The organism is Lysinibacillus sp. FSL K6-0057 (genome assembly GCF_038630885.1).
In the GTDB taxonomy this organism is placed as follows: domain Bacteria; phylum Bacillota; class Bacilli; order Bacillales_A; family Planococcaceae; genus Lysinibacillus; species Lysinibacillus fusiformis_F.
In genome coordinates this window covers 1,326,546-1,348,588 of the sequence record NZ_CP152047.1, presented here as the reverse complement: position 1 = coordinate 1,348,588, position 22,043 = coordinate 1,326,546, and the positions used below count along the sequence as shown (strand labels likewise).

Annotated in this window: 24 protein-coding genes; 7 read left to right on the top strand and 17 right to left on the bottom strand. The window is 38.2% G+C overall.

Annotation, left to right across the window (positions count from 1 at the left end; translation table 11 throughout):
* Nucleotides 1-39 precede the first annotated feature (39 nt).
* Both MHB40_RS06295 and MHB40_RS06290 read right to left on the bottom strand, forming a co-directional pair.
* Nucleotides 40-1,311: an MFS transporter gene (locus MHB40_RS06295; RefSeq protein ID WP_259419260.1), complete on the bottom strand. Its 1,272-nt coding sequence runs from the start codon at nucleotides 1,309-1,311 to the stop codon at nucleotides 40-42.
* Nucleotides 1,312-1,341: 30 nt separating this feature from the next.
* Nucleotides 1,342-2,463, bottom strand: coding sequence for an alcohol dehydrogenase catalytic domain-containing protein (locus tag MHB40_RS06290; RefSeq protein WP_259419261.1), 1,122 nt, complete (start codon nucleotides 2,461-2,463; stop codon nucleotides 1,342-1,344).
* 688 nt (nucleotides 2,464-3,151) lie between these two features.
* Between MHB40_RS06290 and MHB40_RS06285 the strand changes: the two genes are divergently transcribed.
* Together MHB40_RS06285 and MHB40_RS06280 are read left to right on the top strand one after the other, a co-directional pair.
* Nucleotides 3,152-3,931 carry a DeoR/GlpR family DNA-binding transcription regulator gene (locus MHB40_RS06285; protein ID WP_259419262.1) on the top strand — a complete coding sequence of 260 codons (780 nt, stop codon included), beginning with the start codon at nucleotides 3,152-3,154 and terminating at the stop codon, nucleotides 3,929-3,931.
* A 17-nt stretch (nucleotides 3,932-3,948) separates the two neighbouring features.
* Nucleotides 3,949-4,716, top strand: a complete 768-nt coding sequence (locus MHB40_RS06280) for a GolD/DthD family dehydrogenase (protein WP_259419263.1) — start codon at nucleotides 3,949-3,951, stop codon at nucleotides 4,714-4,716.
* A 120-nt stretch (nucleotides 4,717-4,836) separates the two neighbouring features.
* On the opposite strand, the gene tkt is transcribed toward MHB40_RS06280, so the two are convergent.
* Both tkt and MHB40_RS06270 read right to left on the bottom strand, forming a co-directional pair.
* Complete coding sequence (gene tkt, locus MHB40_RS06275) at nucleotides 4,837-6,837, bottom strand: transketolase (protein ID WP_342442778.1); 2,001 nt, start codon at nucleotides 6,835-6,837, stop codon at nucleotides 4,837-4,839.
* Between the two features lie 126 nt (nucleotides 6,838-6,963).
* A complete protein-coding gene (locus MHB40_RS06270) occupies nucleotides 6,964-7,197 on the bottom strand; it encodes a DUF896 domain-containing protein (protein WP_004232132.1) in 234 nt (77 codons plus the stop codon).
* Nucleotides 7,198-7,384: 187 nt separating this feature from the next.
* Here MHB40_RS06270 and MHB40_RS06265 point away from each other — a divergent pair, with 187 nt between their 5' ends.
* The 4 genes from MHB40_RS06265 (at nucleotide 7,385) to def (ending at nucleotide 9,492) form a co-directional block, all read left to right on the top strand.
* Complete coding sequence (locus MHB40_RS06265) at nucleotides 7,385-7,918, top strand: GNAT family protein (protein WP_342442777.1); 534 nt, start codon at nucleotides 7,385-7,387, stop codon at nucleotides 7,916-7,918.
* Nucleotide 7,919: 1 nt separating this feature from the next.
* Nucleotides 7,920-8,453, top strand: coding sequence for a DJ-1/PfpI family protein (locus MHB40_RS06260; protein WP_131519512.1), 534 nt, complete (start codon nucleotides 7,920-7,922; stop codon nucleotides 8,451-8,453).
* A 279-nt stretch (nucleotides 8,454-8,732) separates the two neighbouring features.
* A complete protein-coding gene (locus MHB40_RS06255; protein ID WP_066036592.1) occupies nucleotides 8,733-8,924 on the top strand; it encodes a helix-turn-helix transcriptional regulator in 192 nt (63 codons plus the stop codon).
* Nucleotides 8,917-9,492: a peptide deformylase gene (gene def, locus MHB40_RS06250; protein ID WP_131519511.1), complete on the top strand. Its 576-nt coding sequence runs from the start codon at nucleotides 8,917-8,919 to the stop codon at nucleotides 9,490-9,492. Before MHB40_RS06255 ends, def begins: the two co-directional genes overlap by 8 nt.
* A 30-nt stretch (nucleotides 9,493-9,522) precedes the next feature.
* Here the strand turns inward: def and MHB40_RS06245 are convergent, their stop codons facing one another.
* Nucleotides 9,523-10,188, bottom strand: a complete 666-nt coding sequence (locus MHB40_RS06245; RefSeq protein WP_004232122.1) for a recombinase family protein — start codon at nucleotides 10,186-10,188, stop codon at nucleotides 9,523-9,525.
* The gene (locus MHB40_RS06240; protein ID WP_066036589.1) at nucleotides 10,185-10,499 is read right to left on the bottom strand and encodes a LysM peptidoglycan-binding domain-containing protein; all 315 of its coding nucleotides are present in this window, start codon (nucleotides 10,497-10,499) and stop codon (nucleotides 10,185-10,187) included. The genes MHB40_RS06245 and MHB40_RS06240 overlap by 4 nt, the downstream gene beginning before the upstream one ends.
* A gap of 166 nt (nucleotides 10,500-10,665) precedes the next feature.
* On the opposite strand from MHB40_RS06240, the gene lexA reads away from it, so the two are divergent.
* Nucleotides 10,666-11,283, top strand: coding sequence for a transcriptional repressor LexA (gene lexA / locus MHB40_RS06235; protein WP_004232118.1), 618 nt, complete (start codon nucleotides 10,666-10,668; stop codon nucleotides 11,281-11,283).
* Nucleotides 11,284-11,390: 107 nt separating this feature from the next.
* On the opposite strand, the gene MHB40_RS06230 is transcribed toward lexA, so the two are convergent.
* From MHB40_RS06230 to MHB40_RS06180, 11 genes are all read right to left on the bottom strand, one after another.
* Nucleotides 11,391-12,113: a gamma-glutamyl-gamma-aminobutyrate hydrolase family protein gene (locus tag MHB40_RS06230; RefSeq protein WP_342442776.1), complete on the bottom strand. Its 723-nt coding sequence runs from the start codon at nucleotides 12,111-12,113 to the stop codon at nucleotides 11,391-11,393.
* Between the two features lie 33 nt (nucleotides 12,114-12,146).
* Nucleotides 12,147-12,899 carry a prepilin peptidase gene (locus tag MHB40_RS06225; protein ID WP_342442775.1) on the bottom strand — a complete coding sequence of 251 codons (753 nt, stop codon included), beginning with the start codon at nucleotides 12,897-12,899 and terminating at the stop codon, nucleotides 12,147-12,149.
* A 65-nt stretch (nucleotides 12,900-12,964) separates the two neighbouring features.
* Nucleotides 12,965-13,657, bottom strand: coding sequence for a hypothetical protein (locus MHB40_RS06220; RefSeq protein WP_342534135.1), 693 nt, complete (start codon nucleotides 13,655-13,657; stop codon nucleotides 12,965-12,967).
* A complete protein-coding gene (locus MHB40_RS06215) occupies nucleotides 13,654-14,247 on the bottom strand; it encodes a hypothetical protein (protein ID WP_131519507.1) in 594 nt (197 codons plus the stop codon). Before MHB40_RS06215 ends, MHB40_RS06220 begins: the two co-directional genes overlap by 4 nt.
* The gene (gene pilM / locus MHB40_RS06210) at nucleotides 14,247-15,221 is read right to left on the bottom strand and encodes a pilus assembly protein PilM (RefSeq protein ID WP_131519506.1); all 975 of its coding nucleotides are present in this window, start codon (nucleotides 15,219-15,221) and stop codon (nucleotides 14,247-14,249) included. The genes MHB40_RS06215 and pilM overlap by 1 nt, the downstream gene beginning before the upstream one ends.
* A 112-nt stretch (nucleotides 15,222-15,333) precedes the next feature.
* Nucleotides 15,334-15,795: a prepilin-type N-terminal cleavage/methylation domain-containing protein gene (locus MHB40_RS06205; protein WP_342534134.1), complete on the bottom strand. Its 462-nt coding sequence runs from the start codon at nucleotides 15,793-15,795 to the stop codon at nucleotides 15,334-15,336.
* A gap of 56 nt (nucleotides 15,796-15,851) precedes the next feature.
* Nucleotides 15,852-16,328 carry a prepilin-type N-terminal cleavage/methylation domain-containing protein gene (locus tag MHB40_RS06200; protein ID WP_259419270.1) on the bottom strand — a complete coding sequence of 159 codons (477 nt, stop codon included), beginning with the start codon at nucleotides 16,326-16,328 and terminating at the stop codon, nucleotides 15,852-15,854.
* A 125-nt stretch (nucleotides 16,329-16,453) separates the two neighbouring features.
* Nucleotides 16,454-17,659 carry a type II secretion system F family protein gene (locus MHB40_RS06195; RefSeq protein WP_342534133.1) on the bottom strand — a complete coding sequence of 402 codons (1,206 nt, stop codon included), beginning with the start codon at nucleotides 17,657-17,659 and terminating at the stop codon, nucleotides 16,454-16,456.
* Nucleotides 17,656-18,702, bottom strand: a complete 1,047-nt coding sequence (locus tag MHB40_RS06190) for a type IV pilus twitching motility protein PilT (RefSeq protein WP_257521355.1) — start codon at nucleotides 18,700-18,702, stop codon at nucleotides 17,656-17,658. The genes MHB40_RS06195 and MHB40_RS06190 overlap by 4 nt, the downstream gene beginning before the upstream one ends.
* Before the next feature lie 11 nt (nucleotides 18,703-18,713).
* Complete coding sequence (locus tag MHB40_RS06185; protein WP_342534132.1) at nucleotides 18,714-20,384, bottom strand: GspE/PulE family protein; 1,671 nt, start codon at nucleotides 20,382-20,384, stop codon at nucleotides 18,714-18,716.
* Nucleotides 20,385-20,401: 17 nt separating this feature from the next.
* On the bottom strand, nucleotides 20,402-21,733 hold the full coding sequence (locus MHB40_RS06180) for a G5 domain-containing protein (RefSeq protein WP_342534131.1): 1,332 nt from the start codon (nucleotides 21,731-21,733) through the stop codon (nucleotides 20,402-20,404).
* Nucleotides 21,734-22,043: the final 310 nt, after the last annotated feature.

Genomic DNA, 22,043 nt, shown 5'->3' with positions numbered 1-22,043 from the left:
ATTATATAAAAAGGATATTCTTTTCGAATATCCTTTTTATCAATGTCCTGTTACTACCTCTTTCGGTATATCGGTTTGTTTAGAGCCTTTTGGCAGACGAACAAATATCATCAACCCAGCACTTATAATATGCATAGTAACATATGCCCAAATAACACCAACAGCACCAAAACCACCGATTAAAGCACCTGCAACTGCTGGACCGAGAAATGTGCTTAAACCAGCACCCAAGTTAAGAATAGACATTGCTGCTCCACGGTTTTCTGGTGCTAATGATGGCACTAATGCAGAAAGTGGGACATACGCCGCTAAACAGGAGCCGAAGCACATAGCCACAATAATTGTCATCAGATAGTTAGCACCAAGGAAATACGGCACATAATAAAGACCTGCCATAAACACTGCACAACCTAAACCACCGATCCACATAACAGTACGCTGCCAGCCAATTTTATCGGCCACTGCACCCCAAATTAAATTGAAAATAACATTGCTTGCCCATAGAGCCCCATAAATTTGTAGCCATTGTGACATCGTAAATCCAGCATCAATCATATAGGCAGGCAAAAAGACTACTAATCCATATGCACCAGATGTATTAATAGCACGAACAATGCCACCAAGACCTACACGTGGCTTTTCAAATGCAATCGTGATGCCTTTTGTCATTTGCTTCATTGCTTCTTTAATTGTTAAATTTGTTTTTTGTACTTCAGGTTTGCAAAGGATAATACCAAAAACTGCACCGATTGCTGTAAAAATCAATGCACTCCAAAGCGTCATCATCTCGCCTAAAAATGGTAGTGCAAAACTTGAATAATAGGCCCCTAGCATATTTAGACCACCTGCAAATGATACCCAGAACCAACCAACTGCTGTTCCTAATCGCTCAATTGGAGCATAGTACGTAATCCATACTAAAAATGAATACGCAAATAATGGATAGCCTAGCCCACGTAATGCATATGTAGGAAGCATAATAGATAAATTCATCGTTGTAATACCTATTAATAAGAAAATCAACGTTCCTAAAACAAATAAACTCAATCCTATAATCATCATTTTTCTAGGACCATAAATTTCTGCTAACACACCTGAAAGCCAAGAAGCTATAGCTACAGCAATACCATAAAAACTAAGTAATGTAGCGACCTCCTGTACAGTCATTCCATTTTGGGTTAAATAGGTTGAAAGCCAACCTTGTTCTAAACCATCCCCAATCATAAATATCAGGACGCCTAAATAACCCATAAACATTTTTTTATCCATTCCTAGCTTACCAACTGATGTCGCCTGTAAATTTGATTGCATAATATCCCCCCTTGTCTAGCGTTTATCGGCCTATAAATTTGGGTTTAGTACTACTTTTAATGATTCCCGTCCATTTTTCACTAGCTCAAACCCTTTTTCAAACTCTTCAAGAGGTAGCATATGTGTCACAACGCCCTCTGTTGGTAAATCTCCATTCATAATTCCTTTGATAACAGGCTCATAGCAGTACGGCCCTAAATGTGAACCTAATACATCCAACTCTTTACGGTCTGAAATAATAGACCAATCCACTGTTACTGGGTCTTTAAACACACTAAATTCAACGAAACGCCCTAATTTACGAATTAATTTTAAACCCTGCTCGACAGATTTTTGTGCACCTGTTGCTTCAATATATACATCACAACCATAGCCATCGGTTAATTCATCAATAATGCCATAAACATCATCTTTCGCAGGATTTAGTACTATATCTGCACCAAATTGTTTTGCTAATGCTAAACGATCCTCAAATAAATCAAGAACAATTAATTTTCCTGGACCTGATTTTTTTATCGCACCAATCATGCCAAGCCCTAATGTTCCAGCACCTGCTAATACAACAACATCTTCTAATTCAATTTGTGCACGTTGAACAGCATGATATGAACAGGCATATGGCTCAATAAGAATGGCTTTTTCAATTGGTAACTCATTTGGAACATGGTAATTAATGCCCTCCTTTGTAAATTTCATATACTCAGCCATACCACCATTAACATTGTTTTGGAAACCATATAGATCATGCTTTTGACACATCCAATATTGACCACGCTTACAAAAGCGACATTTCTCACAAGGAACTATTTGTTCTGAAATTACACGATCACCGAGTTCAAAATCACCATCTACATTTTCACCAATTGCTACAATATGACCGATAAACTCATGACCAGGAATCATTGGTGCTTTAATGTATGCGGGCTGATCTTCATCGCCCCAAAAGCTTGGCGCACCGTCAAATGCTTTTACATCACCTGCACAAATGCCACATGCTTCTACCTTTATTAAAATTTCACCTTCCCCAATCTTTGGAACAGCTACTTCCTCTAAACGATAATCACCAGGTTCATAGGCAACAACTGCTTTCATTTTTGTTGGGATATTGTCAATAGATTTTGTCACTTTGTCTACTACTTGATTTGAACACATGTATTTCATCCTCCCATTATAAAAAAGCGTTTTCATTTTTCAGATTGTTTTTGTTTTTCTGTTTTTATCGTACCACCCAAACTTTCGAATTTCAATTTTTATTTTTATTTAATTTCGTTATCTATTTTTTACTTTCATTTCATTTATTTTTACGCTACTATGTAAAAGCAATATTTTTTCTGACTTTCTTAATTATCATATTGCTTGTAATTGTAATTTTCTAAATCCTATTGTTTTTACACTATCTAGGTATGATATGATAGTGAAAATAACGAAAAACAATAACAATATGCTCATCACTAAAAGATATGGTTGATATTTTTTCAAATAGTAATTAAAAGATAAGATCCTGGTCACAAAGGCGTTGCTACTATCGCATAGATATAATGTCATAGAACAACCTGATGTGCTTAGCGTGTGTTGCAAGCAAACACTTTCTTTTAGAGCCTTTACTTGTTCAGTGGCGTGGAGGGTACGACTTCAGCGGAAAGCGTCTCCCGCAACGGAAATGGACAAGGTTTTCCTATCATCTGTAAAATAAAGGCTAATCAACACACCTGAGTTCAAAGGAAACTTTACTCTATGTAAAAGAAGCAGCACTTACAAAGTATGCTAGCAGGGTGGCAGTCAACCCCACTTTATGGTGAAAAGCAAAAAATAATATTATAGAAAATTTATAGGTGATGTGATGAAAAAAATGTTTGCACAGGAACGTCAAAAAATAATTTTGGATAAATTAGTTCAACAGAATAGTATTACGATTAAGGAATTGGCTACTTCTTTAAATGTGTCGGAAGCTACTTTACGCACTGATTTAACAAAGCTTGAACAACAAAATCTGTTACGCCGAACGCATGGTGGTGCTATTTTAGTCGATACAGATGAACATGAAACAAGCTTTTCTACGCGTCAGCTCAAAAATAAAACTGAAAAAAATGCGATTGCACGTGCAGCTTTGCAAACGATTTCAGATAATCAATCTATCATGCTTGATGCCAGTTCAACTGCTTTGGAACTAGCCCACTGTTTAAAGGACTTTAATCATCGTCTAACAGTTGTGACAAGTGGCTTAAAAGTGGCAATGGAATTAAGTGATTCTCCTAATATTACTGTTATTTTAATCGGTGGAATCGTGAAGCAAGGTTCAAATTCATTAGAGGGAACACTTGGCGCAGAGATTTTAGATAAGATTCATGTAGATCGCTTATTTACATCTGCCAATGGTTTTAGTAAAGATGCAGGATTTACGGATTTTAGTGTTTATGAAGTTGAACTGAAAAAGCGCATGGTTCAAGCAGCTAAAAAAGTGACAGCCTTGCTTGATCATACAAAAATAAACCGTAGTTCTATTGCAGCCTTTGCCTCCATTGCAGATATTGATACATTCATTACAGATGAACCAGTTTCTGAAGACTATTTCGACCTTTTCCAAACGTATAATGTTGAACTGATTGTGGCAAAAAAATAACAAAAGGTGGGATTCACTTGAAGTTCAAAGGTTTTGATACAAATTTCGGCATTGAAAATAAAGTGGCAGTAATTACAGGCGGTGCAAACGGGATTGGCTATGCTATCGCTCAGCTATTTATTGAAAAAGGGGCATCTGTTGCACTTTTTGATTTAAAAGAAGATGTAGCAGCTATTGCAAAGGAGTTGCACCAGGAGCGAGCAATTGGTGTTCTATGTAATGTAACAGATAATGCAAGTATGGATGATGCCATCAAACAAGCCCATACTCATTATGGAAAAATTGATATTTTGGTAAACTGTGCAGGCATTGCTCTACTCGATGATGCTGAAAATATTTCTGATGACTATTGGCAAAAAACCATGGATATTAATGTAACAGGTACATTTAAAATGGCACAGAAGGTTGGCAATATTTTCATCGAACAAGGCACTGGAGGCAAAATTATTAACTTAGCCTCTCAAGCAGCCATTATTGCACTGGATAATCATGTTGCCTATTGTGCAAGTAAAGCGGCTGTGCTTGGTATTACACGTTCTCTTGCATTGGAGTGGGCACAATTTGATATTAACGTCAATGCAATTTCACCAACCGTTATTTTAACAGAGCTTGGAAAAAAAGCTTGGGCTGGTGAAGTGGGCGAACAAGCTATGAAAGAAATTCCACTTGGACGCTTCGGCTATCCAGAGGAAGTTGCAGCCATTGCTCTTTTCCTTGCATGTGATGCTTCCAATTTAATCACAGGTGAAAATATTGTGATTGATGGTGGAAATACCATTAAATAAAATTGCATAAAAAATACCTCTATCGTTAATTTAAATGAGGCAGTGGGAAGCTCGAATATATCGAGCTTCCCACTGCCTTTTTACTTTATAATGAAGATGTTTTTGCTTGTCTTCTTAATATTATTTGTTTAATGCTTTCACTTTTGCTACTACGTTTTCAACAGTGAAGCCGTATTTTTCCATTACTAATTCACCTGGAGCAGATGCACCGAACTTATCAATTGCTAGAACATCGCCTTCAAAGCCAGTATATTTATGCCAGCCGAAAGATGCCCCCATTTCAATTGCAAGACGTTTTGTAACAGCTTTTGGTAGAACAGATTCTTTGTAAGCGGCGTCTTGTTTTTCGAAGCGATCCATAGATGGCATAGAAACAACTGCTACATCTATACCGTCTGCTTTTAATGCTTTTTGTGCTTCGACAGCAAGCGAAACCTCAGAGCCTGTTGCAATTAAAATAGCATCTGCCACTTCTTTTGTAGCTGGAGACACTGTGTAAGCACCCTTTGCTACGCCCTCACGTACTGTTTCAATAGAAGCGTCAAGAACAGGTAAGTTTTGACGAGATAATACAAGAACAGTTGGTGTTTTTTCTGCTGCTACTGCAAGCTCCCACGCAACTGCTGATTCATTTGCATCCGCAGGGCGAATAACAGATAGGTTTGGCATTGCACGTAATGATGCAAGGTGTTCGATTGGTTCATGTGTTGGACCATCTTCCCCTACTGCAATCGAATCATGTGTGAATACATATGTTACAGGAAGACCCATTAATGCAGATAGACGAATTGCAGGACGAACGTAATCAGAGAATACGAAGAATGTACCACCGAATACATTTAAACCACCGTGAAGAGCCATTCCGTTCATAGCAGCACCCATTGCAAATTCACGAACACCGAACCAGATGTTACGTCCAGCATAGTCGTCTGCTGAGAAATCTCCTGCACCCTTCATCGTTGTTTTATTGGAGCCAGCAAGGTCAGCTGAACCACCAAAGAATGAAGGTGTTTTCTTCGCAATAGCATTAATTGCATCGCCTGAAGAAGAACGAGTTGCTACAGATTTACCAGCTTCATATACAGGTAACTCAGAAGCAAAGTCTTCTGGTAATTCACCATTCATCGCTTTCTCGAATTGAGCTGCTAACGCTGGGAATTCTTCTTTGTATGCAGCAAATTTTGCATTCCAAGCTTCCTCTGGTTGTGCGCCTTGCACTTCAGCAGCCGCATTAAATGTATCGTAAACTTCTGCAGGAATTTGGAATGGTTCATGTGCCCACTCATAGGCAGCCTTCGTTAAGACAACTTCATCTGTACCAAGTGGTGCACCGTGAGAATCTGCTTTACCAGATTTATTTGGAGAACCAAAACCAATCACTGTTTTCACTTCAATTAATGTTGGCTTGCCAGTTGATTTTTTCGCTTCCTCAATAGCAGCATTAACAGCATCTACATCTGTACCATCTGCCACTTTTAAGTAATTCCAGCCATAAGATTCGAAGCGTTTTTGCACGTTTTCTGAGAATGACTTTTCTAAGTCACCATCTAAAGAAATATCATTAGAATCGTAAAGCACGATTAATTTTTCAAGTTTTAAGTGACCAGCTAATGAAATAGCTTCTGCTGCTACACCTTCCATTAAGTCACCATCGCCACATAGCGCAAATGTGTAGTGGTCAACAATGTCATGACCTGGTTTATTGTAAGTAGCAGCTAAATGGCGCTCAGCCATAGCCATACCAACAGTCATAGCGATTCCTTGTCCAAGAGGACCAGTTGTTGCCTCTACCCCTACTGTATGACCGTATTCAGGATGTCCTGGTGTTAATGAATCCCATTGGCGGAAGTTTTGAATTTCTTCCATTGGTAAACCATAGCCTCCAAGGTGCAGTAAGCTGTATAAAAGCATTGAACCATGGCCTGCTGATAGTACAAAACGATCACGGTTAAACCATTTTGGATTTGCTGGATTATGGCGTAATTGTTTTGTCCAAAGCGTATAAGCCATTGGCGCTGCCCCCATTGGTAAACCTGGGTGACCAGAATTTGCTTTTTCAATAGCATCGATTGACAAAGTTCGGATAGCATTAATTGCTAAAAGATCCGCGTGTTGAGTCATTATATTGTGACATCCTTTCTCGTCCTATATATTGTTCTTTTACAGTTTAGTCAACATTGCTTTAGAAAACAATGCTTTTGTTATACTATTTGCGTTTTCATACATACTTTATTGAATTGTGTCACATTAATTTAGAAATTTATTTTTTTGTGCTTGTTTTACCTTCTCAGGAGTTACATCATTTCCTTCTGCATCTACCACTTTAACGTTTTCAATCGTATCTCGCATAGTTGCTCTAAACGTATCTAAATACTCCTTGCGAAGCGCTGTTCGCTCCTTTGCTTCTTCCTCTGTTAATTGTCCGCTTTTTGCTTTAGCAGATAATTCATTAATTCGGTTAATTTTTTCCTTTGATAACATGGTTACACACCTTTCAGTACCTAGCTTAATGACCTCAGTATGCAAAGTATAGCATGGTTTCCCTTAAAATGCAGTTATACCAACCCTTAAAAACACTTCTTAGCCATTATTTACATGACTTCCAGAAGTTAGAGGTGTATAACTAATAATAAAAGGAAAAATTTGATAGATATTAGGAGGAGCTATCATGAACATCACAACACCTAGATTACTTATTCGAACATTTGAAGCCTCAGATTGGCAGGCCGTTTATAGCTATATGTCCGACAAAACGGTCATGCACTATATGCCAGAGGGTGTGTTGAATGAAGATCAGGTTCAAAATTTCATAACAGAGAATAGCAACGAGCAAGCAAAACATTTCGCCATTGTTTTACGTGAACAACAGCGAGTCATTGGTCATCTTGTTTTCCACAAATACTTTGGCGATCATACGTATGAAATTGGATGGGTTATGAATCCTGCCTATCATTATCATGGCTATGCTTCTGAAGCTGCTCAGGCCCTATTAGATCACGGCTTTAATAAAATGAAACTTCATCGAATTATTGCCACATGCCAGCCAGAAAATATCGCTTCTTACCGAGTCATGGAAAAAATCGGGATGCGCCAAGAAGGATTTTTTAAAAAATGCATACCTCATGGAGAGACTTGGTGGGATGAATACTATTACGCTATTTTAGAGGAAGAATGGAACGATTTAAAGGTAAGAGGTGTATGAAATGAAGAAAACTGCGGTGTTATTATACCCACAATTTAGTGAATATGAATTGAGTGTTGCTTTGTCCATATTAATGCAAGGCGGTAAACCCATCATCACACTTGCATCGAATACCAAACCTATCAGAGGAGAATCTGGTTTAAATTGTATAGCTGATTTATCCGTGAATGAGGTAGAGCTTGACGATATTGATAGTCTACTATTACCAGGCTGTATGGATATTTCTACATTACAACTTGAAGAGAGCTTACTAGACTTCATTCATCTTCTATCTGCAAAAGGAGGAATGATTGCAAGTATTTCTAGCTCCCCTTACCTATTAGCAAAAGCAGGGGTCTTAAAGAACAAAAAATATACAGTAGGACTACCTTTAGATGGCATGGAGCAGTTAGGATGCTTTGAACTTCATAACTATTCAGATGAACTAGTGGTACAAGATGGAAATATCATTACAGCAAGAGGAAGAGGTTTTATTCCTTTCGGTATTTGTTTCGGGCATGCGTTAAAGCTAAATTTTGATGAAAATTGGTATTAAGTGATGATTTAAAACCCAAATGTCCAATTAATCGGGCATTTCATGTTGTTGAAAAAGATGATGTCATTAGTAGAATGAGAATTTTTAACAAGGCTGTGGGGTGATTTCCGTTCCGTCTGTGTGCTACAAGAAAGCAAGCAGCCTGCAATGGAAATCCATTTCTCCCCTTCAATTGACTGTTTTGTTTTTCACACCAAAAAATGTCCAATTAGTTGGACATTTTTTAATTCTTATCTTACGATATATGTCTAATACTTTGGACAAAATGGAGGAATAATTCTGAAGAACATCATCAAAATTTTAAGAAAAAAATTAGGCATAACACAAGCTGCTCTTGCAAAAGAGTGTGGAGTTGTGAGACAGACCATTAATAGTATTGAAAATGATAAATATGATCCGACCCTAGAATTAGCTTTTAAGATTGCTAAGGTTCTCAATAGCCGAATTGATGAGGTGTTTATCTATGACTAAATTTCACCCAAATTATATGATTACAATGAAGGACTTCGTGAAAGAACACTCAGCAATTTTAAGAAAACAAACTCAAGAAGTATCGATACCCGTGACCAATGAGGACCGAAATACCCTCCTAGCCATGCTACAATATCTGAAAAATAGCCAAAATCCAACGCTAGCAAAAAAATATAAGCTTCGCCCTGGGAGTGGGCTCTCTGCTAATCAAATTGGCGTAGATAAACGAATGTTTGCTGTACTCTTTGATGACCAAGAAATGATGCTGATTAACCCTAAAATAATGAGTCATTCCCTTAATATGATTTATCTACCGGAGGGAGAAGGCTGTCTATCTGTAAATCGACCTGTCCCTGGTTTTGTACCGAGATATGAGAGAATTAAAGTCAAAGCTTACGACATCGATGGACATGAAATCATTGTACAGTTACAGGGCTATGGGGCCATCGTTGTACAGCATGAAATCGATCATTTAAATGGCATCATGTTTTATGATCGAATAAATAAAGAGCACCCTTTCCAACTGCCTAATCATGTTATCATCGAAAGCTTTTCTTCGCTTCAGTAGTTTTTTACAGAAAAAAAATTAGCAGGAATATTATTTTCCTGCTAATCTTTCTTGGTGCTCTTGGAAACGACGATGTACAGTCGCCTTACTTACCTCAAATCCTAACCCTCTAAGCGTTATAGAAATTTCTTCAAAGGTAAATCCACGTTTGCGGAGCTTCACAATTTCCTCTACAGGTAGATCTTTTCGCTCCTGCCCCTGCGGATTACCTCGGTTCGATAAATTATTTTCTGGACGATAGCCGTTTTCTACAGCACGTCGCATACCTCGTCGAATTTTAGCATTATGGATTCTACGCTGATACTCCTCTACAATCGCTAAAATTTCAAGCAGCATCGTATCCATTTCATTTAATTGAACTGGGCCTGCATCACGCATCGAAAAAACGTCAGTTGCTGACTTTTGTAATAAATGTAATACAGCCATCCTTGCATTGCCTCGTCCTAAACGAGTTTCATCTTGGACAAAAAGAGCATTAATGTTCTTATCTTTTATAAAATCAAGCATTTCTAGTAAGCCTTCACGTTCTACATCATAGCCACTATGTTGATCTTTAAACACGCCCTTCACCGCATAGCCTTGCTCTTTAGCATAGCGCAGCAACTCTTCCTGCTGGCGCTCTAATGAGGAGCTTTGTGTTTCTTTTTCAGTACTTACGCGACAATAGACAACAGCCGATAGTTGATTATTTATCATTGTTCATTTCTCGCAATTTCGATAGTATTGATGGGACTGGCTTGATCACTCACTACAGGAATAACTAGAGATTTTCCCGCTACAATTTTAATATCTGCTAGTTCATTTTCCGTTTTTACAAGCTTTATCCAATCATCAGTACTCATTTTACCACGATATTGCTCAGCTAACGACCACAAGCTATCTCCATGTTCAATTTGAATTTCTGCGTAACTAACTTTTCCTGGATCAGTAATGTAAAGGTATGCTGCAAATAGTAAACAAGCTCCTATTAAAATTGAGATATGTGTGTTTTTCTTCAACCATGTCATAATCATTACCCCTTTTTAAGAATGTTTGTTCGGAATGTATGTTCCCATAATAAAGCGAACAAACGTTTTTGTCAAACACTTTTCGAACCTATGTTTGCATACATGTTCGCATTCTGTTATACTATCAAATAAGTAGAATGATATTAGAAAAAAGAGGTGAGCACGCATGAAAAAAGTTTCGAAAAGACAAGAGGACATTTTAGCTTTCATTAAGGAAGAGGTACGAGCTAAAGGATATCCACCATCAGTACGTGAAATTGGTGAAGCAGTTGGACTTGCTTCCAGTTCAACTGTTCATGGACATTTAGCTCGATTAGAACAAAAAGGCTTTATTCGTCGAGATCCAACAAAGCCACGCGCAATTGAAATTTTAGAGCCTGAAGAATCCATTCAAAAGCAACAGGTGATCCATGTCCCACTTGTCGGGAAGGTTACAGCTGGTTCTCCAATTACAGCAATTGAAAATATTGAAGAATACTTCCCATTACCCGATACGTATGGCACAAGTGAAGATCAATTGTTCATGCTAGAAATCATGGGGGAATCAATGATTGAAGCTGGGATTTTAGATGGAGATTTAGTCATTGTCAAACAAAAGGCAACAGCTAATAATGGGGATATTGTTGTAGCTATGACAGCTGAGGATGAAGCAACTGTAAAACGTTTCTTTAAAGAGAAAAACCATTTCCGTTTACAACCTGAAAATTCTTCTATGGAACCTATTATTGTCGATCAAGTTTCGATTTTAGGACAAGTTGTAGGTCTTTACAGACGTGTACATTAACGATTAAAGCAGGTTTTGAGGATTATGTTCCTTCTAAGAGCATGTATCCTCTTTTTTACGCAAAAAAAGAATCCATATACGATTGGATTCTTTGTATAATGCCCCTTCTAAGCTTCCTTCTTAAATTTTAAGCTCGCTTCAATAAAGGCTGAAAATAGCTTTTGAGCACTCTCATCTCCTGCTATGGCTAGTTCCTCAGGATGCCACTGAACAGCCAAGCAAAATGGCATCTCCTCATGAACTACCGCTTCGATAATACCGTCGCTGGATTTTGCTGCTACTTTTAATTTTTCTGCTAACACATTCACCGCTTGATGATGAAATGAATTCACTGCAATCTTCTCTTGTTCAACGATAGTCGCTAATAGATTGTCAGCAATAACCTGTACAGAATGAGTAGCTACAGCTCGACCTGATTGCTGCGTATGTTGGAGTAACTTGTTACTAAAATGGTCACTATCAATGTCCTGATATAAAGTACCACCTAATGCAACATTTAATATTTGAATCCCTCGACAAATACCGAAAATAGGCATTTTCCGTTGGAATGCAGCTTCAATTAAGGCTAATTCAACCGTATCTCGCGCTGGATGAATTTTTCCAAGCTTTAATGAAGGCTCGGCCCCGAACAGAAATGGATGCACATCATGGCCGCCCGATAACATTAAACCATCTGTCATGGCTAAAATCTGTGCTGCCTCTTCTTCTACTCCAATCGGAATAATCAGTGGAATTCCACCTGCTTCAATAATGCTTTTGCTGTAAGCAGCATTTAATCGAGAGGATAAATCATCCTCCACAAAGGCTGTAATACCAATAATCGGTTTCACTTGCTTCCCTCCACATTCTTGAAGATTAAACAATTACCAAAAGCCTAAATACCAATTGATTAATAGATCGCCATAGAAATAAACAATGACTGCGGCCAGTGCAATAGAAGGCCCAAACGGAATGGGTGTTTTTCTCCCCTGTTTGTTCTTCGATAACACAGTAAATCCGACAATCATACCAATAACAGCAGCTAAAAACAGCGTTAACAGTGTATCAATTGTACCCAGAACGAGACCAATTAAAAAGAATAATTTAATATCGCCTCCACCCATGCCACCGTTCGATAGCACAGCAATTATATATAATATGCCAAAACCAACAACAGCACCCACAAGAGAGTCCCACCAAGGTGTTAATGGTGATAGAACTCGTCCAATAGCAAGCAAGGGTAAAAAGAATAATAGCACCTTATCTGGAATCTGCATATAGGCCAAATCTGACACTACAATGATGACTAATAAGGAGATAAAAACGAAAGCTACTATTAATTCTATGCTCCAGCCTAGCCGCCAATAAGCAAAGGCAAATAATACACCTGTCATTAATTCTATGACTGGGTAAACCCAAGAAATTTTGTTGCCACAACTCCGACATTTTCCTCCTAAAAATACATAGGACAATACTGGCACTAAATCAAGCGCCGTTAGTCGTCTCTGGCATTTCGTACAATGGGAAGGAGGGTGTACAATCGACTCCTTCTGCGGTACACGTAAGCCGACAACATTATAAAAAGAGCCAAAGACAAGTCCAAATAAAAAAATAAAGATCGTATAAGCCATTTCCAATTTTATGTCCTCCTAAACCAATAGGCGCCCATACAAATGAAGTATGGTGCGCCTATCAATAAAGTTTATTGTTGTTCTTCGTAATAGAACGTCGTCACTTGCACTGTTGCCTTTAACGTAAGATCTGCATCTTTCTCTAGCTGTTCCTGCTCTCCAGGTAATTTAAATTCAATCTTATCGGTTTTCATGACACGCTCTAATTGTTCAACCTCCTGTAAAAAGCTTTCAAGCGAATTAAAATCAAGCGCCCCAACCTCTAAGATAAAAGTAATGAGCTTTAAATTAGCTGGTAAAGAGTCCTTTGAAAGAGAAGCAATCGGTGTAGTGGTCTCCTTGTTCTCCTGATCACCATTGACCTCTGCTTCAGCCTGTTCTAACATATTGAGCTCATTCGATACATCTGAAGGTTTCACAGTGCCATCCTCACCTTGAACAGTTAAAGTCTGTATACGAGTTCCTGTCACCTCTTCAATCTCAGCTAAATCAAGAATAATCTTTTCAACGGCTCTTGTTGCAGGTAGCTTTTGTCTTAAGGCTAATATATTGATAGTAGGCTGTCCCTGCTCCTTGTCTAATTGTGCTAGTTGTTCTTTGACATTAGCTAATTCTTGCTGCACCTGCAATACATTACTCTCTTTTTCATTCACCTCATCCAATTTTGGTGACAGCAAATAATAATACAGCGCAAATAAAATAGCAGCTATCAACGCCAGTAACAAGATCATAGATGAATTTTTACTACTCGTTAATTTATTCATGAGCGTCGTCCTCCAGCTAAATACATAAAATCGATTGTTGCTGTGATGGACACTGAATATCGCGGTACTTCTTTAAATTTTTGTTGGGGTGTTAACGCCCTTTGTTCACCTAGCTCTATTTCAAAGTTTGAGACAGTGTTAATTTGAGCATCTGTAAAATAGCTACTCATTAAAAGTCGCTCCACATATTTCGATATATCTGTCATCGTTTCAAAATCCACTTCAATATTCACTGTGTTCTCTCCGAAAACGTAGCTACGTAAATAGGAATGAGTTGGTAATAAAGTTTTTGTTTCATCAATTAACGGTGTTACAGGATAAGAAACGCTTTGAATAAAAGTCACAGACTCTTCCAACGAACCCTGATCGACACTTTGTCGTGCGTCTAGCTCTTGCTGCAATTGATTAAGCTGTGTTGTTAATGCCTGTTCCTCTGCAGTCAATCGAGACAATTCACTTTTGGATGTAAAAAATAAAAAAAGTAAATAAGCTACAATAAGTCCCACAATGACAATCACCAAGCTATAAAAAAGCTTGGGAGAGGTTGTTCTTTTTTCAAGTTGTGGTAAGAGGTTTATATCTGGAACCATTAACGAACCTCCTTCAAAGCTAAGCCAAGCAACGTTGAAAATTCTCGCTTAAAGCGAGGAAACGATTTCTCAATTTTTTTCCCATCGACAACCCTCAGTGGTGGTTCTAAATTAGAAGCGAGTAAGTTCCCAATTGATTTCAATAGTGGGTTATCGCCAAGCATGATAATTTCATCCACTGTTTTTTCACCTTTATGTAAAGAAAACTTAAAGAAATTCATCATCCGATCAATCTCTAGAACCTGATCCATTACGACCATTTGATAATTCTCTGATTCGCCATTATAAATAAATTGATAGCTAAACTCATTCTCCTTCTTCCCCTGCCATTGCGTCATATCTACTTCAATGGTTTGATAGCGCAAAAACTCCACTTGGCCATTGGAAAAAATACTGATAGAGAGTTCATTAATCGACCATTCTGCTATTAAATATGTTTTATTAGGCATTAATAAGGACATGTGCTCTAATAAGCGTATATTACAAAGCGCACGAATATCGGCAGCTTCGGGTTCTAATGAAACATCTAACAGCATCCCTACTAGTTTCGTAATCTCTTCAGAAGGCGCAGCAAATAAGATAGCCTTGCCATCCTCGGCATCTGCATCATACACATCAATTAAAGGGTCCTGAAATGGTAAATGAATGGAATGTCCCAATTCCATCTCAGCATATCCTCGTAATTCCTGAGGCTTTACATCTTTAGGGTGCTCAAAGTTTTTTAATAGAACCGTCGTATCAGGGACAAACATGCGAACTGCCTGTTTTTTCCCTGTCCATTTCATTACTTGCTCTTTAATCACCTCAAAAAGAGCTACCTCGTCGATTATTGTCCCATTTTCAACGATTCCAGCTGCTAAGGGGTATTCATAGCCCTGCCACTGATTAGGCTCTGGTCCTTTCGCCACAATCGCACGTAGCACATAATCCTTCAGTTCAATCGAAACATGCGACTTTCTTTTTCTCTTAAACATGTGAAAAGACCTCCTTATCCTATTCAGTATAAATGATTTTTTCAATTAGTCATCCATTTCCCAGCCAGAAACGCAAATTTTCTTGCGCTTCTGAGTGGGTTGGGAGGACTGATTATTCCTTACCTTTTGTATCTTTATTATCTTCCGGTTTTTCCCCGCCAGCTTTTACCAATCTGTCATTAATCTCTTTTTCTGTTGCTTTATTATCTTTAACTTGAAATTCTGCTAACTTAATATCCTTTAATCTAGGGTACGTAACTTCCCAACCAGTTGTTGTATTTAATTCAACAACAGTACCAGCTAAATCTACACCATCTACATACGGTTTTAATGATTCATCATTACATTTATTTTCTTTACATGCCCCATCAATATAAGCAATTTTAGCACCTGCTAGAATATTTGATGCCTCCGCTAAAATTGCACGGTCCTTCGACTTATTAATAATATTACCAATTGCAGGTACAGCGATTGCTGCGATAATTGCTAGGATAACAATTACAGCTAATAGTTCAACTAATGTTAAACCTTTCTCATTTTTCAATAGTTTTTTATTTTTCCATTTTTTTAACATAATGAAATCCTCCTTAATAATTTTATATGAAGTGTGTGTACACGCGCTTCTGAACATTATGGCGAAGCTGCACAATCTCGCCCAATACATTTGCCACCAGTTCCCTTGCTGCCCTTACGAATATCGTCTGCAATATGCTGTAAGGTGGCATTATCAAAATTAATATATTTGCCATTGCTGTAATAAATCGCATGTGCATTGAAATAGTAGGTGCCCTCGATAAATTGGACATTGGCATTCTGACCTTCTTTATCTGCCTCTAATATTTTGCCTGCACTGTCTAAATAACCATCAGATACTAATTTTCCCACTTCAACCATCTGCCATTGATCAGCGGTTGGATGCTCCATAAAATAGAACTGCGCGGCATGAATGACATTGATAGCATCTGCCTTTAATGCCTTATAACGTGAATTATCAATGACATTACTTATAGCTGGAATTGCAATGGCAGCAACGATAGCTAGAATAACAATGACTGCCAATAACTCGACTAATGTCAAGCCCTTTTCGTTCATTACCCTCATTTCCATGTCCAGTCTCTCCTTTAATACTTAACCATGAAGATACCTACTTGCCGCTTCCTTTTGTTAGCAAATCTAAGTAGATATTTCCCATTAAGCGGAACAAAAGGGCATCCATATCAATATTGTAAACATTACATATTTTCATATAGTTGGAACATTGGTAAGAATATAGCCGCAACGATGACACCTACAACTAGAGCCAGTATCACAATCATTAAAGGCTCAATGAGTGACTTCATGGTATCGACAGCACGGTTTACTTCTTCTTCATAAAAATCAGCAATCTTTTCAAGCATGTAATCCAAGGACCCTGTTTTCTCACCAATTGATGTCATTTGTGTAACAAGTGGTGGAAATAGCCAGCTTTTTTCAAGTGGTTCTGATAATGTGCCACCCTTTTCTAAATTATCTCGGGCTTCCAGTACTACTTTACCCATTACTGGATTACCACCAACCTTTTCGACAATTGTTAGGGCTTGTAGAATTGGCACGGAGCTACTAAAGAGTGTAGACAAGGTTCTTGTCATTCTCGCAATAATATCCTTTTGTAACAGCTGTCCAAAGATTGGCATACGCAGTAAAAATACATTGACGGCATAATGAAACTCTTTATTATTTTTATAGAAATAGTGTAAGCCCACTACTAACACCAATAATCCTAAAATCACAAGGTACCAAAACTGAATGAGCCAATCACTAATACCTACTACAATGACCGTTATTAACGGCATTTCTAAATTCATTTCTTTAAATGCATCCATAAAGGTTGGCACAATGAACACCATTAAAAACATACCAACCACCAGTGTTAAAAGCGATAATATCGCTGGATAGGTCATGGCAGATTGAATTTTTTTCTTGATGTTATATTGCTTCTCTAGTGTGCTTGCAAGGCGATCTAATGTATCATCGACGTTTCCTGTAGCCTCACCAGCACGCATCATATTGACAAATAGCAATGGGAACACTTTTGGGTGTTTACCTGCTGCATCTGAAAATGCCATCCCATTTCGAATATCCTCTTCAACCTGCATCAATGCTCGCTTCAGTGGTTTACTCCTTGTTTGCTCACCCAAAATATGGGTTGCTTCAACGACAGGAACGCCCGCACGAATTAATGTCGCATATTGCCGACAATAAATAACAAATTCCTGGTGCTTCACTTTTGTCCCAAAAGCAATATCTTTATGTAAAATGCTATTTGATTCTTGAAGTTCTCGTGCATTAATTCCTTGTGCTCGAAGCTTTTCCATGGCTACCTTTTTATTCGGTGCCTCGATAATGCCCTTTTTAGGTGCTCCTGTTTTGGTACGACCACTATAACGAAATATCGTCAACTATAATCACCAGCGTTCATATATGGTCGTGCATCCTCAAGTGAAATCTTACCTGTCGTAATTAAGTGTTGCATCGAATATTCCAATGTGTGCATACCTAATGCTTTACTTGTCTGCATCACACTTGGAATTTGGTGGATTTTTTCATTACGAATTAAATTCGAGATGGCAGGTGCCTGTACTAAAATTTCTGTCGCAGCAATACGCCCTTTTACATCCTTACGTACAAATAAACGCTGAGAAACAATACCTTGCAGTACATTCGCAAGCTGCACACGAATTTGACTTTGCTGATGTGGTGGAAATACGTCTATAATACGGTCGATCGTTGTTGGTGCACTACTTGTATGAAGTGTAGCCATGACTAAATGTCCTGTTTCAGCAGCCGTAATAGCCGTTGAAATGGTTTCGTAATCTCGCATCTCCCCGACTAAAATAATATCTGGGTCCTGACGTAGTGATGCACGTAAACCATTTGCAAAGCTCATCGTATCGACACCAATCTCACGCTGATTGATGACAGATTTCTTATGTGAATGCAAGTATTCGATTGGATCCTCTAACGTAATAATATGTTTTGATCTCGTTTCATTAATATGATCAATCATTGCTGCCAAGGTAGTTGATTTCCCTGAGCCTGTTGGGCCAGTCACTAAAATTAAGCCTTGTGGTTTTTCCGCAAGCTTATATAACACCTGTGGCATATTGAGCGCTTCAATAGAAGGAATTTTAGCCTCAATTAAACGAGCCGCAATCGTTACTTCATTTCGCTGATGATATGCGTTGACACGGAATCGACATTTCCCAGGCAATGAAAAGTTAAAGTCAGTTTCACCTTTGTCCTCAAACTCCTGTTGTTTATGGACAGGGAGAATGACCTTTACCATTTCCTTTAAATCTTCTGTTTCTAGCGGCACTGTGCCATAATGCTCCAGTTGCCCATGAATACGATACACTGGTGGAATATCTTTTGTTAGATGTAGATCCGATGCTTTCTCTTCAAATGCACGTGTTAATAATTCAACGATTGAATATGCTGTCATTTCTTTCACCCCTAGTCTGCACTTGCAACACGTAATATTTCTGATGTGGTTGTTTTGCCAGCTACAACCTTTAGTAATCCATCTACTAATAAGGTATGGAAGCCTTTCTCATTCATATAATCACGTAGAACGCTATCACCAACACGATTTAAAATCATATCCTTTATTTGGCGATCAACAGGGAGGATTTCATGAATCGCCATACGCCCTCGGTAGCCTGTATGGTTGCAGGCAGGACATCCACGACCTTTTTTTCCATGCGTTACGCCCTCCACCCCATTGTCTTCAAGTATTTCAAGTTCACGAGAAGTGAATACATATGGCTCAGCACAATCACGACAAACTTTACGTACAAGACGTTGCGCCATGATTCCTACAAGGGAAGAGGATAGTAGAAATGGCTCAATACCCATATCATGTAGTCTTGAAATAGATTCTATGGCACTATTAGTGTGCAGCGTACTTAACACTAGATGGCCTGTTAGTGAAGCACGAATAGCAATTTGAGCTGTTTCAAGGTCACGAATTTCCCCCACCATCACAATGTCAGGATCCTGTCGTAAAATCGATCGTAAACCTACCGCAAATGTTAAGCCGACTTCCTCTTTTACTTGTATCTGGTTGATACCATCTAATTGATATTCCACTGGGTCCTCAACCGTAATAATATTGACGCCTTCTTCATTTAAATGAGAAAGTGCCGCATATAAAGTAGAGGACTTCCCTGAGCCTGTTGGACCAGTAATCAACATCATACCGTTTGGATGGGCTATCATTTTCCTAAAAAGTGCCTCATTACTTGCACTAAAGCCTAATTTATCAATATCATTGGCTGAATTGGTTAAATCTAAAATACGCATAACAACCTTTTCACCATAGACTGTTGGTAATGTGGCTAAACGTATATCGACAGGTCTAAAATTAACATTGGTTTTAATACGTCCATCCTGTGGGATACGATTTTCTGTAATATTTAAATTACCCATAATTTTAATACGAGCCAATACGACATTTTGCATATGCTTGGGCAAGGATCGTTCAGTACGAAGCACACCATCTACTCGATAGCGGACACGTAGCTCTGTCTCTTGTGGATCAAAATGGATATCACTTGCGCGCTGTGCGACACCATTGGCAATTATTTGATTCACTAAACGAACAATAGGTGAATCCTCATTCTCAATTTCGTCTTGTGTTTCCGTACTTGTGGCAGCCAAATCCAACATGGCCGCATCCATTGATTCCTGCAAATCATAGTATTTTGTTATCGTCCGATATAAATCATCTTTTGCTGCAATACTTGTCTCGATTTGGCAGCCCGTCGTCATACGAACTTCCTCAATGGCGAAATAATCCATCGGGTCTTCCATTGCAATAAACAATTTATTTTTTTCTTTGCGAATCGGCATAATATTTGTCCGCTTTGCCAGCTCCGCAGGAATTAGCTGTAATAATTCGGGACTAATTGAAAACTGATTCAAGCTTATATGAGGAATACCCAGCTGGAATTCTAAGACCTCAATAAGCTGCTGCTCTGTTAGGAAGTTTTCTTTAATAAGGAAATCTCCAAGCTTCTCATTTTTCATCTTAGTAGTTAATGCGTACTCTAGCTGGTCAGCTGTGATAACACCTGATTCAACCAGTAAATCCCCTAAACGTTTACGCCCTGGCTTCATTGCCATAAACATACCTCCAATCGTTATGGACTTGTTTGTACAAAATTGCCACCCTTGTCATAGTAGCCATAGACAATTTCTGGTCCATCTTCTTGCTTTGTTTCCTCTGGTGTTGAAGATTTCACGTCAGGCAAGCCATTCCCATCTAAATCCACTTCTAAATCAGGATCTGATGTTCCTGCCCCTACGTTTTGAGTAGGTGTTGTGATCGTAACAGGCTCCTGCGATGAACGCGTAACAATTCGATTTTGAGGTGCATAATAATCTCTACTAATGAATTGTTCTTCTGTTGCTCCGTTCTCTACAATGGAACGATACACTTCCACTCTTGAACCCTCTTTACCCTCTTGCTCCACTCGTTCTTGTCCAGCTTTTAAATCCTCCGAATAGCGATAAATAATTCGTGGCTTCACGATTTTATCCTTGCTGACGCGAACTGTAATGTCCTTGTCTTTCACTGCTGCAAAAACTTCTATCTTTAATTGATTACCTTCCATAGATGCTTTCATTTTACCAAGCTGTTCGGAACGATTTATAAATTGTAAGTCTTTTACTAATGCTGCATTGATATCCGCTTCAATTCCCTGCTGTAAATAGCTTGGATTGATTTCCTGAGAATGTCTTTCAAGAATTTCGTAATCCGTTTGAAGAATGACACTATATAGCATGGACGCGACAAAATCTAAACCTGCATCATTGACAACCCCAGCCTGTTCACCTAATAGTGAAAGCAACGAGATCGATTGATTTGGTACTAGATTGACATCATTTAATAACGGAATGATTTTCGCTACCCCTTGACTATTTGCTGGTAGCTCGGCAATCTGAAAGGCAATCCTTTCCTCGGTTTGCATGGAATCTTCATTGATAACGGCTTCAACCTTATGCTCCTTCAAATAGCTGGCCTGTAAGATTAATTTCTGAAGTGTTTTATCTGTATCCCAAATACCTGCTTCATCTATTTGCTGTGTAATTACTTCATTAACGGTAACAGGAATGGGAATATGAACAATTTTCTCTTTTTGCCAAAATGCATACCAAGGTTTTTTTGTCTGCATTTCGTACTGAGCAATAGCTGCTGATGTGTCAAAAACAAATTGTTTCGGGTCTATGGTTTTGGAAATGCCATCACTAACAATTTCTATTTCCTCACCTTGCCATTCTGAGATTGCATTTTGTAAAGTTGTGGCTAAATCTGATGTTTTCACATCAATGATCTCAATATCTCCAATGGTTGATTTTTCAACATCTCCCTTGGCAAAAACCTTTCCATTTAGTACAAGAGATGGAATAAAAAATCCAATAGCCGCAACAAATGTAATGAATAAGCCAAATATTTTTATGTATTTTTTCATCTGCAACACCCCTCAAAGTACTAAACTTTCTCTATCTTTCTAAATGATACTATAATTAAAGCCATTTTACACCACCATAAATGCAACTTTTTTCCGATTTCATTTTTAAAAAACCTTAAAAATTTCAAAAAAATTTAAGAAATTAGTTCATTCGAAGTACAACATATTAAAAATTCCATAGATATAGAGTAATAATTTCGTTATAATATCCATAACAGTAATAATTATCTACATTGAGCTAACTGTCCCTTAGGATAGTTAGACTCAAACTTTATAATTATCGGGAACATATAAAAATTATTACTCTTAA